Origin of the sequence: Burkholderia sp. HI2761, from assembly GCF_002223355.1 — a bacterium.
In the GTDB taxonomy this organism is placed as follows: domain Bacteria; phylum Pseudomonadota; class Gammaproteobacteria; order Burkholderiales; family Burkholderiaceae; genus Burkholderia.
In genome coordinates, this window is record NZ_NKFN01000007.1 from 1,978,077 (window position 1) to 1,990,981 (window position 12,905).

The 12,905-nt window shown below is 66.2% G+C and carries 11 protein-coding genes and 1 riboswitch; of the genes, 7 read left to right on the top strand and 4 right to left on the bottom strand.

Annotated elements, in window-relative coordinates; translation table 11 throughout:
* Nucleotides 1-36: 36 nt before the first annotated feature.
* Nucleotides 37-282 (bottom strand): hypothetical protein, encoded by a 246-nt coding sequence (locus CFB46_RS36080; RefSeq protein WP_179235117.1) that lies wholly within the window; start codon nt 280-282, stop codon nt 37-39.
* Nucleotides 283-459: 177 nt separating this feature from the next.
* Here CFB46_RS36080 and CFB46_RS26535 point away from each other — a divergent pair, with 177 nt between their 5' ends.
* A complete protein-coding gene (locus tag CFB46_RS26535) occupies nt 460-2,124 on the top strand; it encodes an acid phosphatase (protein ID WP_089501801.1) in 1,665 nt (554 codons plus the stop codon).
* A gap of 297 nt (nt 2,125-2,421) precedes the next feature.
* Here CFB46_RS26535 and CFB46_RS26540 read toward each other — a convergent pair whose 3' ends face one another.
* From CFB46_RS26540 to CFB46_RS26550, 3 genes are all read right to left on the bottom strand, one after another.
* Entirely contained in the window at nt 2,422-4,287 is a 1,866-nt protein-coding gene (locus tag CFB46_RS26540) for a phosphoenolpyruvate carboxykinase (GTP) (protein WP_089501802.1), read from the bottom strand.
* Nucleotides 4,288-4,740: 453 nt separating this feature from the next.
* Nucleotides 4,741-5,046: a hypothetical protein gene (locus CFB46_RS35575; RefSeq protein ID WP_143751670.1), complete on the bottom strand. Its 306-nt coding sequence runs from the start codon at nt 5,044-5,046 to the stop codon at nt 4,741-4,743.
* An 81-nt stretch (nt 5,047-5,127) separates the two neighbouring features.
* Entirely contained in the window at nt 5,128-6,711 is a 1,584-nt protein-coding gene (locus CFB46_RS26550; RefSeq protein ID WP_089501803.1) for an isocitrate lyase, read from the bottom strand.
* Nucleotides 6,712-7,115: 404 nt separating this feature from the next.
* Between CFB46_RS26550 and CFB46_RS26555 the strand changes: the two genes are divergently transcribed.
* The 6 genes from CFB46_RS26555 (at nt 7,116) to CFB46_RS26580 (ending at nt 12,898) form a co-directional block, all read left to right on the top strand.
* Nucleotides 7,116-7,637, top strand: a complete 522-nt coding sequence (locus CFB46_RS26555; RefSeq protein WP_089502365.1) for a YbaK/prolyl-tRNA synthetase associated domain-containing protein — start codon at nt 7,116-7,118, stop codon at nt 7,635-7,637.
* Entirely contained in the window at nt 7,634-8,272 is a 639-nt protein-coding gene (locus CFB46_RS26560) for a helix-turn-helix transcriptional regulator (RefSeq protein WP_089501804.1), read from the top strand. Before CFB46_RS26555 ends, CFB46_RS26560 begins: the two co-directional genes overlap by 4 nt.
* A 66-nt stretch (nt 8,273-8,338) precedes the next feature.
* Nucleotides 8,339-9,313, top strand: a complete 975-nt coding sequence (locus CFB46_RS26565; protein WP_089501805.1) for a threo-3-hydroxy-L-aspartate ammonia-lyase — start codon at nt 8,339-8,341, stop codon at nt 9,311-9,313.
* A 118-nt stretch (nt 9,314-9,431) separates the two neighbouring features.
* Nucleotides 9,432-9,680 (top strand): hypothetical protein, encoded by a 249-nt coding sequence (locus CFB46_RS26570; RefSeq protein ID WP_089501806.1) that lies wholly within the window; start codon nt 9,432-9,434, stop codon nt 9,678-9,680.
* A gap of 201 nt (nt 9,681-9,881) precedes the next feature.
* A riboswitch (cobalamin riboswitch) is annotated at nt 9,882-10,074 on the top strand.
* 215 nt (nt 10,075-10,289) lie between these two features.
* Entirely contained in the window at nt 10,290-12,218 is a 1,929-nt protein-coding gene (locus CFB46_RS26575; RefSeq protein ID WP_089501807.1) for a TonB-dependent receptor domain-containing protein, read from the top strand.
* Nucleotides 12,219-12,325: 107 nt separating this feature from the next.
* Entirely contained in the window at nt 12,326-12,898 is a 573-nt protein-coding gene (locus CFB46_RS26580; protein WP_089501808.1) for a TetR/AcrR family transcriptional regulator, read from the top strand.
* The last annotated feature ends 7 nt before the right edge of the window (nt 12,899-12,905 follow it).

Sequence of the window (12,905 nt, forward strand, 5' to 3'; positions counted from 1 at the left end):
GCATTGGGCCGGCCGTATCTGCTGCGCCGCGTGCACTCACACCGGCACGCGCGCGGAACCGGTACGCGGCCGCCATGCGGAAACGGCATGCATCCACGCCATCGTCGCCTCGCTGTCTCGCGTCGTTCGTCGCATCGATGCCGCCTCGGCAACACCGTCGCCGGCGTCGCGGGGCGATCCTCGCCCGGGCGGCGCGCCGCGGCGCGCCGCCCCTGGTTTCAGTCTAGTTCGCGCGCGGGCGTCGCGCACCGCTCGCCGCGCGAGCATCGAATCGTCCGACAAGCAGCTTTCATCTGCCCCCTTGGCGCGTTATAGTCGCGTTCATGACATTTTCGTGACAGTCGCGTCGCGCCGCCGCGCGCGATGCCGGCCGTAGCATTCCGCCCTGCGTCGCGGCAGCCCGCGGCGCCGGCACGCACCGAACGACAACACCCACCCGCCCATCCGAGGAGCCACGACGTGAACGACACCCCCGATCGCCCCGACGACCTGCCCGCCGATCCCGACCGCCGCCGTGTACTCGGCGGCATCGCCGCCCTTGGCGCCGGTGTCGCGCTCGCCGGCTGCGAGACCACCGCGGGCAACGCGCCACGTTCGGCCGCCGACCTGCGCATCGACGAAGCGTTACGCCAGCGCGTGCGCCACATCGTCGTGATCTATGCGGAAAACCGCAGCTTCGCGAATCTGTACGGCGATTTCCCGGGCGTGCGTTATCCGCTCAGCGAAGTGCGGCCCGAACACGCGCAGCAGTTCGATCGCGATGGGAAGACGCCGCTGCCGGTGCTGCCGAAGATCTGGGGCGGGCTCGTGCCGCAGGCGCAGGAAGTGGACGGCAAGCGCTACGCGATCGCCGAGCGCGACATCGACAAGCTGCCGAACGCGCCGTTCCGGATTTCCGACGCGCAGGGCAAGCCGCTGCCGAACGGGGTGATCACGCGTGACCTGTGGCATCGCTTCTACCAGAACCAGATGCAGATCGCGGGCGGCCGCAACAACCAGTTCGCCGCGTGGGCCGATTCGGGCGGCCTCGTGATGGGCCATTACCGCAATTCGGCCGACACGCTGCGGCTGTGGAATCTCGCGCGGCAATACACGCTGTGCGACAACTTCTTCATGGCGGCCTTCGGCGGTTCGTGGATGAACCACATGTTCCTGATCTCCGCGCAACCGCCGCTGTATCCGGACGCGCACAAGCATCCGCATGCGGCGAAACTGCTGTCGAAGGTCGAAGGCGACGATCCGGCCGGCACGCGCCTGAAGCTCGCCGACGATTCGCCCGCGTCCGCGCTCGACGGCCCGCCGAAGTTCGCTGGCGACGGCCCGCTGACGCCGGACGGCTACGGCGTGAACACGATGGCGCCGCCGTACCAGCCGAGCTACGTGCCCCCGCCCGATCCGGGCAACGCCGCGTATGCGGATCCGGCCGACCATCGCGTGATGCCGCCGCAGGGCTACGCGACGATCGGCGACCGCCTGTCGGAAAAGAACATCGACTGGGCGTGGTACAGCGGTGCGTGGCAGTACGCGCTCGAGCATCGCGACACGGGCACCGTGCCCGATTTTCAGTACCATCACCAGCCGTTCAACTACTTCGTGAACTACGCGCCCGGCACCGAGGCCCGCCGGCGGCACCTGCGCGATGCGGGGCTCGGCGACGAGCCGTCGACCAACCACTTCATCGCCGACATCGACGCGGGTCGCCTGCCGGCCGTCACGTTCTACAAGCCGCAGGGCAACCTGAACATGCATGCGGGCTATGCGGACATCGAATCGGGCGACCGTCACATCGCGACCGTGATCGACCATATCCGGCGTGGCCCGCAATGGGAAAACACCGTGATCGTGATGACGCACGACGAGAATGGCGGCTGGTGGGATCACGTCGCCCCGCCGGTCGGCGATCGCTGGGGCCCGGGCTCGCGGATCCCGGCGCTCGTGATCTCGCCGTTCGCGAAAAAGGGCTTCGTCGATCACACGCTGTACGACACGAACTCGATCCTGCGCTTCATCAGCCGCGTGCACGGCCTCGCGCCGCTCGACGGCGTGGTCCTGCGCAACAACGCGTTCGCCGCACGCGGCGCGACACCGCCGGGCGATTTGACGAACGCGCTCGACCTCGGCTGATCGCCGGGTTGATCACTGGAAACGACGACGCCCCGGGCCACACGATGGATGGCCCGGGGCGTCGTTCGTTGCCGGCCCGGCGAGGCTAGGCGGCGCCGCGCAATGCGCCGCGCACGACGTGCGCGACGGACGGCCCGCATCTGCGTACCGCATTCGACTTCCTCGGACGTTTCGCCGGCCGCCGCGACGCCGATCCTTGCGACATCGATGTCGAAACGACAACGTCCCGCCGCCGCAGAGGCTTGCCGGCGACGGGACCTTTATACCTCGTTCGACTTGTGACGTCGATTCCGCGCGTCAGCCGCCGATACGCTGCTCGATCTTGTTCATCGTGTCGGTCATTTCAGCCGGCAAGCGCAGCTTCAACGTATCGAACAGCGCCGCATGCAGCTTCAGCTCCTCACGCCATTCGTCCGCGTTCATCGACGTCACCGCATCGAACTGATCGCGCGTGAAATCGAGGCCGTCCCAGTGCAGGTCTTCATACGCAGGCGACACGCCGAACGCATGCTCGCCGCCGCCGCCGGTGCCTTCGAGACGATCGAGCATCCACTTCAGCACACGCATGTTCTCGCCGAAGCCCGGCCACACGAACTTGCCGTTCGCATCCTTGCGGAACCAGTTCACGCAATAGATCTTCGGCGGCTTCGCGCCGGCGGCTTCGAGCTGCTTGCCGAGCTTGAGCCAGTGCGCGAAATAATCGCTGACGTTGTAGCCGCAGAACGGCAGCATCGCGAACGGATCGCGGCGCACGACGCCCTGCTTGCCGACGGCTGCCGCGGTCGTCTCGGAGCCCATCGTCGCGGCCATGTACACGCCTTCGACCCAGTCGCGCGCCTCGGTCACGAGCGGCACCGTCGTCGAGCGGCGGCCGCCGAAGATGAACGCGTCGATCGGCACGCCGGCCGGGTTTTCCCAGTCGTCGTCGATCGACGGGCACTGCGAGGCCGGCGCGGTGAAGCGCGAGTTCGGATGCGCGGCCTTGCGTCCGGTTTCCTTTCCGATCTCCGGCGTCCACGGATTGCCCTGCCAGTCGGTCAGCTTCGCGGGCGGCGTGTCGGTCAGCCCTTCCCACCACACGTCGCCGTCTTCCGTCAGCGCGACGTTCGTGAAGATCACGTTTTCCTTCAGCGTGGCGATCGCGTTCGGGTTGGTCTTCACGCCCGTGCCCGGCGCCACGCCGAAGAAACCGGCTTCCGGATTGATCGCATACAGGCGGCCGTCGCGGCCGGGCTTCAACCACGCGATGTCGTCGCCGATCGTCGTGACCTTCCAGCCGTCGAAGCCCTGCGGCGGGATCAGCATCGCGAAGTTGGTCTTGCCGCACGCGGACGGGAACGCGGCCGCGACGTGATACTTCTTGCCGGCCGGCGACGTCACGCCGAGAATCAGCATGTGTTCCGCGAGCCAGCCCTGATCGCGGCCCATCGTCGTCGCGATGCGCAGTGCGAAGCATTTCTTGCCGAGTAGCGCGTTGCCACCGTAGCCCGAGCCGAAGCTCCAGATCTCGCGCGTTTCCGGGAAGTGCACGATGTACTTGACCGGATTGCACGGCCACGGCACGTCCTGCTGGCCGGCCTCGAGCGGATGGCCGACGCTGTGCACGCACGGCACGAAATCGCCGTCCTCGCCGAGCACGTCGTACACGTCGCGCCCCATGCGCGTCATGATCCGCATGTTCACGGCGACGTACGGGCTGTCGGACAACTCGACGCCGACGTGCGCGATCGGCGAGCCGAGCGGCCCCATCGAGAACGGCACGACGTACAGCGTGCGGCCGCGCATCGAACCGCGGAACAGCCCGTTGAGCGTCTCGCGCATTTCTGCCGGATCGATCCAGTTGTTGGTCGGGCCGACGTCGTCGCGCGACGCCGCGCAGATGAACGTGCGATCCTCGACGCGCGCGACGTCCGACGGATCGGATTGCGCGAGATACGAGTTCGGGCGCTTCGCCGGGTTCAGGTGCGTGAGCGTGCCCTGGTCGACCATCGCCTGGCACAGCGCATCGTATTCTTCCTGCGAACCGTCACACCACACGACGCGCTCGGGCTCCGTGAGCGCCGCGATGCGCGATACCCAGTCGATCAGCTTGCGATGTTTGACGAAAGCCGGCGGAGCGATCAGCGAGCCGTGTGTCGCTTCGGCCAAAGTATTTTGCGACATGGGGATGTCTCCAGATTATTGGACGGGGATGGGGATGCGGGGCGAGCCCGCGAGATGGGGAATGCGTGCGGAGCGCAGGACGATGCGGCACGCAGGACGGGACGCGCGAGCGGAGCGCGCGTCGATGCCGCGATGCGTACGAGAGAAGGTGAAGTCTCGTTAGAGGGTGCGAACGCGAGTTTCGCCATGCAAGCAACCTGCCATACAACTCCATGCCGGCCAGCATACCATCGCCGTTATTGGGCCGGCGTTGCGTTGCAACAAGAAACAACTGTGACGGCGCACCGGCACGCGCGTTGCAGGCGGGTGTTTTTTACGGCGTCGTCGCAGGCGGCTGGGGGACAAAACGGCCGCAACAGCCGCCCGGCAAGGGTTTCGCGCGAGCGGCAATTTCAACCTGCGACGCGTCCGTGCCGACGATACGAACACGCGCGGCGCCCATTCGCGTTTTCGCTACTCAGGCAAACCCTGAATTAGGTTGCGTACACAAACATCCCGATCGAATGCCCGATGCAGCCACTGCTCATAACGGTGCGCGCGGCAATCCGGGGTAATACGCGTCCGGCTACGACGCGAATCGTCGAGGAGTACTTCCGTTCGCCGCAATGACCGCCCCGCCTGCATTTCTTCGACGCGGTTGGCGACACGCAAAATCCCGGCCCGATGTGTGTCGGGATGATGGATGGACAGTTGCAGGCGCTTCATCGATTTCGACAAGATCGATGGGATGCCGACGAGCCAGTAAGTCGTGAAGGCCATGCGCCGGTAACGCGCCAGCCTGGGCAGACAAAAAAACGCCAGCCTCAAGGGGCTGGCGTCGTGCTTCGAGTCGGACGACGATCAGAACTGGTTCATCGTGTTGTCCTTGCCCGCTGCCTTCAGCGCCGCTTCGCCGCTGAAGTATTCCTTGTGATCGTCACCGATGTCCGAACCGGACATGTTCTGGTGCTTCACGCAGGCGATGCCCTGACGGATTTCCTTGCGCTGCACGCCCGCCACGTAGCCGAGCATGCCCTGGTCGCCGAAGTATTCCTTGGCCAGGTTGTCGGTCGACAGCGCAGCCGTGTGGTACGTCGGCAGCGTGATCAGGTGGTGGAAGATGCCTGCTTCACGCGATGCATCGGCCTGGAACGTACGGATCTTCTCGTCGGCCAGCTTGGCCAGTTCGGTTTCGTCGTATTCGACGCTCATCAGTTGCGCACGGTCGTAAGCCGACACGTCCTTGCCTGCAGCCTTCATCGCGTCGTAGGCCTGTTGACGGAAGTTCAGCGTCCAGTTGAACGACGGGCTGTTGTTGTACACCAGCTTCGCGTTCGGGATCACCTTGCGGATCTCGTTGACCATGCCGCCGATCTGCGCGATATGCGGTTTTTCGGTTTCGATCCACAGCAGGTCGGCGCCGTTCTGCAGCGACGTGATGCAGTCGAGCACGCAACGCGCTTCGCCTGTGCCGGCGCGGAACTGGAACAGGTTGCTCGGCAGGCGCTTCGGACGCAGCAGCTTGCCGTCGCGCTTGATGACGACGTCACCGTTGCCCAGCTGGTCGGCCGACAGTTCCTCGCAATCGAGGAACGCGTTGTACTGGTCGCCCAGGTCGCCCGGCGTGCTGGTCACGGCGATCTGCTTGGTCAGGCCCGCGCCCAGCGAATCGGTACGCGCTACGATGATGCCGTCGTCCACGCCCAGTTCCAGGAACGCATAGCGGATCGCGCGGATCTTCGCGAGAAAGTCCTCGTGCGGGACCGTGACCTTGCCGTCCTGGTGGCCGCACTGCTTCTCGTCCGACACCTGGTTTTCGATCTGGATGCAGCACGCGCCCGCTTCGATGAACTGCTTGGCCAGCAGGTAGGTCGCTTCCGCGTTGCCGAAGCCGGCGTCGATGTCGGCGATGATCGGCACGACGTGCGTGACGTGGTTGTCGATTTTTTGCTGGATCGCGGCCTTGGCGGTCGCGTCCTTCGCGGCATCCAGCTCGCGGAACAGGCCGCCCAGTTCACGGGCGTCGGCCTGGCGCAGGAACGTGTACAGCTCGCGGATCAGCGCGCTGACCGAGGTCTTTTCGTGCATCGACTGGTCCGGCAACGGGCCGAACTCCGAGCGCAGCGCGGCGACCATCCAGCCCGACAGGTACAGGTAGCGGCGTTCGGTGCTGTTGAAGTGCTTCTTGATGGAGATCATCTTCTGCTGGCCGATGAAGCCGTGCCAGCAGCCCAGCGACTGCGTGTACTTGGACGGATCGGCATCGTAGGCGGCCATGTCGGCGCGCATGATCTTCGCGGTGTACTTCGCGATGTCCAGGCCGGTCTTGAACTTGTTCTGGGCACGCATGCGGGCGGCATATTCGGGGCTGATGGCATTCCACGCGCTGCCGTGGTTTTCCTTCAATCCAGCCACTGCCTTGATGTCGTCTTGATATTGGGACATGTCTATCTCCTGGGAACGAAGCGCATTTGAGTAAAGGATTCAGCGTGCCCGCCGCGTGTGACGAAGCGAACTGCATGGACTCAATGGTAATCCTGTCCGGCGTGAATTCGGCCAAGTCTTATATAAGACATAAGATATAAATTTCTGTTGTTTTTCAATGAGATAGCCGGTCGTTTTTGCGATGCAAAACACGGTTTCAAGCGGCGGTAAAACGCGGCGGCAGGAAGTTGGCACTAATTCCGCAATATGAAATGCCCTTTCGGCTGCTGAAGGAGGCGCACGCTTTGCCCAAGCCGCGGCAACGACTGCCGTCGCACTTCGTCACAGCCATGACAAAACGTCTATACTTGGACGATTATTTGATCCGCGCGCGTCAGCGCATCGGCCAGCTTTCCGGAAGCGACATGAACGACTCTCCCGTTTTCGACACCCTTTGCGAACTGCTGAATTCAGCCGGCGCGCGTTTCCGCGTGCTCGAGCATCCGGCGGAAGGCAAGTCCGACGCGATCGCCGCGCTGCGCGGCACACGCCCCGAACAGGGCGCGAAGGCGATGCTCTGCACGTTCAAGGACGGCGGCGACGCCGCCGCGCTCGCGGTGATTCCCGGCCACCTGAAGATCGACTTCCGCAAGGTCGCCGATGCGGTGGGCCGGCGCAAGGCGACGCTCGCATCGCCCGACGTCGCGGCCGCCGTCACGCGCTGCGTGATGGGCGCGGTGCCGCCATTCGTGTTCGATTCGAACGTGACGCTCGTCGTCGATCCGGCGCTGGTCGAGCGCAACGCCGAGATCGCGTTCAACGCGGGGCGCCTCGACCGCTCGGTCGTGCTCGACACGGCCGACTACGTCCGGATCGCGCGCCCGCTGCTGGCCGACATCACGCGACCGGAAACGACGGACACGCCCGCCCCCCAGGACCACGCATGAGCACGAACCGCAAACCGCTGCCATCGGAGCAGGCATCGCTGATCGAGCAGGTGCAGCGCATCGCCGAAGGGCTCGGCGAGATGTTCGCGCCGTTCACCGAGGTCGTCGTGCACGACCTGCGCACGCCGGAGCACGCGATCCTCGCGATCCACAACAACCTGTCCGGACGCGCGGTCGGCGATCCCGCGACCGAACTCGGCCTCGCCCGCATCGCCGACGACGAGTTCCCGCAGGTGCTCGCGAATTACCCGAACCGCTTCGCCGACGGCCGCACCGCGAAAAGCACGTCGATCGGCATCAAGGATTCGACCGGGCGCTACGTGGCCGCGCTGTGCCTGAATGCCGACGTCACGCTGTTCCGCGGCTTCCAGGGCATGCTGAACCAGTTCTGCCGCACGGACGGCGAAGCCGTCGTCGAAACGCTCGACCCGGCCAGCGCCGACGCGATCCGGCAGCGCATCGACGCATTCGCGACGCGCCTCGCGACGACGCCGCGCGAGCTGAAGACCGACCAGCGCCGCGAGCTGATGCAGACGCTGAAGGCCGACGGCTTCCTCGAGGTGCGCCGCGCGATGGAGATCGTGTCGCAGCATCTCGGCGTCTCGCGCGCCACCGTCTACAACGATGCGAAGTGACGCGCCGCGCCCGGCGTTCCCGTTTTGAGTTTCCCGTTGACTGATCTTTTCGACCCTCGAGCGACCATGAATTCTCCGACTCTCCCCACATACGACGACGTCGCCGCCGCCGCGGCCCGGCTCGAAGGCCACGCGCACCGCACGCCGGTGATGACGTCGCGGACGATCGACGACGCGCTCGGCGCGCAAGTATTCTTCAAGTGCGAGAACCTGCAGCGCATGGGCGCCTTCAAGTTCCGCGGCGCGTTCAACGCGCTGTCGCGCTTCAACGCGGAACAGCGGCGCCACGGCGTCGTCGCGTTCTCGTCGGGCAACCATGCGCAGGCGATCGCGCTGTCGGCGCGCATCCTCGGCATTCCCGCGACGATCGTGATGCCGCAGGACGCCCCGGCCGCGAAAATGGCCGCGACGCGCGGCTACGGCGGCAATGTCGTGACCTACGACCGCTACACCGAGGATCGCGAGCAGATCGGGCGCGAGCTCGCGGAAAAGCACGGGCTCACGCTGGTTCCGCCCTACGATCACCCGGACGTGATCGCCGGCCAGGGCACCGCGGCCAAGGAACTGTTCGACGAAGTCGGCCCGCTCGACGCGGTGTTCACGCCGCTCGGCGGCGGCGGGCTGCTGTCGGGCACCGCGCTCGCCACGCGCGCGCTGTCGCCGCATGCGAAGCTGTACGGCGTCGAGCCCGAAGCCGGCAACGATGCCCAGCAATCGTTCCGGTCCGGCACGATCGTGCACATCGACACGCCGCGTACGATCGCCGACGGCGCGCAGACGCAGCATCTCGGCAACCTGACGTTCCCGATCCTGCGCCGCGACGTCGACGACATCCTGACCGCGACGGACGCGGAACTCGTCGACTGCATGCGCCTCTTCGCCACGCGCATGAAGATCGTCGTCGAGCCGACCGGCTGCCTGTCGTTCGCCGCCGCGCGGCGGATGAAGGATGCGCTTCAGGGCAAGCGCGTCGGCGTGGTGATCAGCGGCGGCAACGTCGATCTCGAGAACTTCTGCGCACTGGTGTCGGCACCGGCCTGACCGTCGCGGCGCGCATGAAGATCCTGTCATGCGCGCGCCGCCCAGCCTTCACGTCGCGTTAAGTTTCGCGCCCTAGACTGATTGCGTCGTCCCCGAAGTCAGTCGTATAGGAGTCGCCATGAATACGCACGCGATCGTCGCCGCCGCCTTGGCGGCCGCTTCCCTGTCGGCGTTCGCTCAACCGGGCGTGACGTCATCCGGTTTTCCCGCCGCCTCGCCTCATCCTGCAGTCGGGCAAGCGATGCACCGTTCGCCCGCCATGTTGCCGCCCGCCGGCTTCGTGCTCGCGAAGATCGATCAGAACAATACGCCGCCCGATCGAGGAGACGACCCGGGCGGCCGCACGCACGGCGGCACGCACATGTAACGACACGCGCCGGCCGTCGGCATCCGGAACGACGGTAACCGGTTCCGGCGCGGCGGCATGCATTCGAACCCGGCCGTTTCTTCAGACCTGAAACACTGTCCGCGCACATCGAACGAAAGGATTTGGAAAGCCGACGCCAGACAATGACGTTTTTTCGCATCCGCGCGCAGCCGGACGATTGACGCGCCCGAGCGCACGCCATTACCCTTGCGCGCTGATGGTTCCCAGGGATGGGATCAAAAGGGAACGCAGGCGGGGCAATGCCTCGAATCTGCGGCTGCCCCCGCAACTGTGAGCGGCGAATCCGTGCCACCGCGTGCCACTGGGAAACCGGGAAGGCCTGCACGGATGGCGACCCGCGAGCCAGGAGACCTGCCATCGACCCGAGGTCCAGCAGCCGCACCGGGCGGGGTGTCCCGATGTGCAAGCACCGCCGTTGGCGGTCGCCCGTTGCATGGACGACCCGACCTCAGGATCCGTCAGATGTCCATCGTTCCCGAACCCGCTTCCCGGCCGGAAGCGTCGCACCGACACGCCGTCGGCTTGCGCCCCCTGTCCGCGCTCCGCTCGCGATCGCCGTACCCGCCACACGCTTTGTCCCGCCGCCTCATGAACATTCGTCACCTGCTTGCCACGTCCGCCGCCACCGCGCTGTTGTCCCCGCTCGCCCATGCGGCCGGCGACACGGCGCTTGCGCAGCCCGCCGCGCCCGCGCCGGGCGCGGACCTGCCGACGATCAGCGTGACCGACACGCGGCACCTGCCCGAATCGTTCGACCGGCGCTACGCGTCGACGCAGGTGCTCACACGCGAGGATCTCGACCGGCTGTCGCCGACCGACCCGAGCATCACACAGGCGCTCGCGACGCTGCCGGGCGTGACCGTCGCGCAGAACGGCGGGCCCGGCTCGTCCGCGTCGGTCAGCATCCGCGGCTCGTCGGCGAGCCAGGTCGCCGTGTTCATCGACGGCATCCGGATCGGCTCGCCGACCACCGGCATCGCGCCGTGGGCCGACCTGCCGACCGAAGCGTTCGAGCGCGTCGAAGTGATCTCCGGCCCTGCCGCCGCGTCGTTCGGCAACAACGCGATGGGCGGCGTCGTGCAGTTGTTCACGCGCCGCGCCGCCAACCAGCCGAACCGGACCACCGTGTCGTTCGGCGGAGGCTCGAACAAGACGTTCGACACGCAGTTCCGCACGTCGGGCACGGTGCCGTCGACGGGGCCGCTGGCCGCGCTCGGCGGGCTCACCTATTCGCTCGGACTGCACGACTACAACACGGCCGGCATCGATGCGACGCGGCCGTTCTTCTACGGCCACGAAGACGGCCGCAATCCGTATCATGCGCAGGATCTCGATGCGCGGCTCGGCTATGCGCGCGACAACTGGTCGATCTCGACGTTCGCGCTGTACCACCGCTCCGATCTGTCCTACGACAACAGCGGCTACGCCAATCGCGAGCTCGATCACCAACTGACGACCGGCGTTGCGTTCCATCTCGACATCACGCCCGATACGCAGTTCGACCAGTCGTTCGGCTATGCGAACGACCGCCAGTTCATCCACGCGGACAACCCGGCCCTCGCGACGGATCAGATCAATTCGCAGCGGATCAGCACGTCGATGTCGCTGACCCATCAGGAGCACGGCTTTCACCTGTTCGGCCTGCCGCTGTCGGGCGAATCGAAGCTCGCCTACGACTTCACGCGCGAACAGGCGTTCCTGCCGGTCGACGTTCCCGGCGGCGTGCCGACGCGCAACGATTCCGCGTTCTCGCTGCATCAGTCGGCGACGCTCGGCAGCGTGACGATGTTCGTCGCCGGCCGTCACGAGGTCGTCGCCGGGCAAGCGGTGAACACCGGCAACGCCGCGCTGTCGTGGGCGATCACGCCGGTCTACACGGCGCGCGTGTCGTACGGCAATGCGTTCCATCTGCCGACGTTCAACGACCTGTACTACCCCGGCTACGGCAACCCGGCCCTCAGCCCGGAACGCAGCACGTCGATCGAGGCCGCGCTCGACGCGAACACGGCGTACGGCACGTTCACCGCGGCGATCTACGATACGCGCGTCAACAACCTGATCGCGTACAACCCCGCGACATTCTCGCCGATGAACATCGGCCGTTCGCACATTCGCGGCATCGACCTGTCGTACAAGGGGACGATCGGCCGCTCGACACCGGTGAGCGTTGCCGTCGGCATCCTGAATCCGCAGGACGAGACCAACCAGACCTGGCTCAACCGCCGGCCGCGCCAGACGGTCAGCCTGAACGTCGACCACACGTGGGACGAACTGAAGCTGCACGCGCTGAGCACGGGCGCGTCGCTGCTGTACGGCGGCTCGACGTTCGACGATCCGGCCAACCGGCAGTATCTGGCGTCGTACCTGACGGTGAGCCTGCGCGCGTCGTACCGGATCAATTCGCACCTGACGGTGTCGGCGTCGCTGTCGAACCTGTTCGACCGGCAGTACATGACCGCGTACGGCTACAACACGCTCGGGCGCACCGCGTTCGGCAAGGTCAGCTATACGTTCTGACAGCCCGGCGCATCGGCGCAATGCGCCACACCGGCACGCGCGGGAAATTGACATCGCGGCAAAAACTAATAGAATTAGTTTCTTGACTAACCCGCATAGCATTCGTCATGGCGCGTGCCGGCATTACCGTGGACAAGCTCGTCGAAGCCGGCGCGCAGCTCGCCGATGAAACCGGCTTCGAGCAGCTCACCGGCGCGGCGCTCGCGCGACATTTCGACGTCAAGCTGGCGAGCCTGTATTCCCATATCCCGAGCTTCGACGATCTCAAGAGCCGGATCGCGCTGTTCGCGCTGCAGGAGCTGGCCGATCGCGCCACCGACGCGCTGGCCGGCCGCACCGGCAAGGACGCGCTGGCCGCGCTCGCGAACGTCTATCGCGACTACGCGCGTGCGCATCCGGGCCGCTTCGCGGCCGCGCGCCATCCGGTGAGCGCCGAGCGCGCGGCCGCGAGCGCGGGCGGGCAGCTCGTCAGGATGACGTCGGCGGTGCTGCGCGGCTACGGCCTGCCGGATACCGAACTGGTGCATGCGATCCGCCTGCTCGGCGGCTTCTTCATGGGCTATGTGACGCTCGAAAACGCCGGCGGCTTCTCGCACAGCGCGCCGGACGCCGACGCGTCATGGTCGCGCAGCCTCGATGCGCTCGACGTGATGTTGCGCCACTGGCCTTCGGCTGCATGACACACCG

Excerpts from the sequence above, each read along its gene's own strand:
- CFB46_RS26555 (WP_089502365.1), top strand. The coding sequence starts at position 7,116 with ATGAACGACTCTCCCGTTTTCGACACCCTTTGCGAACTGCTGAATTCA.
- CFB46_RS26560 (WP_089501804.1), top strand. The coding sequence starts at position 7,634 with ATGAGCACGAACCGCAAACCGCTGCCATCGGAGCAGGCATCGCTGATC.
- CFB46_RS26540 (WP_089501802.1), bottom strand. The coding sequence starts at position 4,287 with ATGTCGCAAAATACTTTGGCCGAAGCGACACACGGCTCGCTGATCGCT.
- CFB46_RS26575 (WP_089501807.1), top strand. The coding sequence starts at position 10,290 with ATGAACATTCGTCACCTGCTTGCCACGTCCGCCGCCACCGCGCTGTTG.
- CFB46_RS26570 (WP_089501806.1), top strand. The coding sequence starts at position 9,432 with ATGAATACGCACGCGATCGTCGCCGCCGCCTTGGCGGCCGCTTCCCTG.
- CFB46_RS26580 (WP_089501808.1), top strand. The coding sequence starts at position 12,326 with ATGGCGCGTGCCGGCATTACCGTGGACAAGCTCGTCGAAGCCGGCGCG.
- CFB46_RS26550 (WP_089501803.1), bottom strand. The coding sequence starts at position 6,711 with ATGTCCCAATATCAAGACGACATCAAGGCAGTGGCTGGATTGAAGGAA.
- CFB46_RS35575 (WP_143751670.1), bottom strand. The coding sequence starts at position 5,046 with ATGGCCTTCACGACTTACTGGCTCGTCGGCATCCCATCGATCTTGTCG.
- CFB46_RS26565 (WP_089501805.1), top strand. The coding sequence starts at position 8,339 with ATGAATTCTCCGACTCTCCCCACATACGACGACGTCGCCGCCGCCGCG.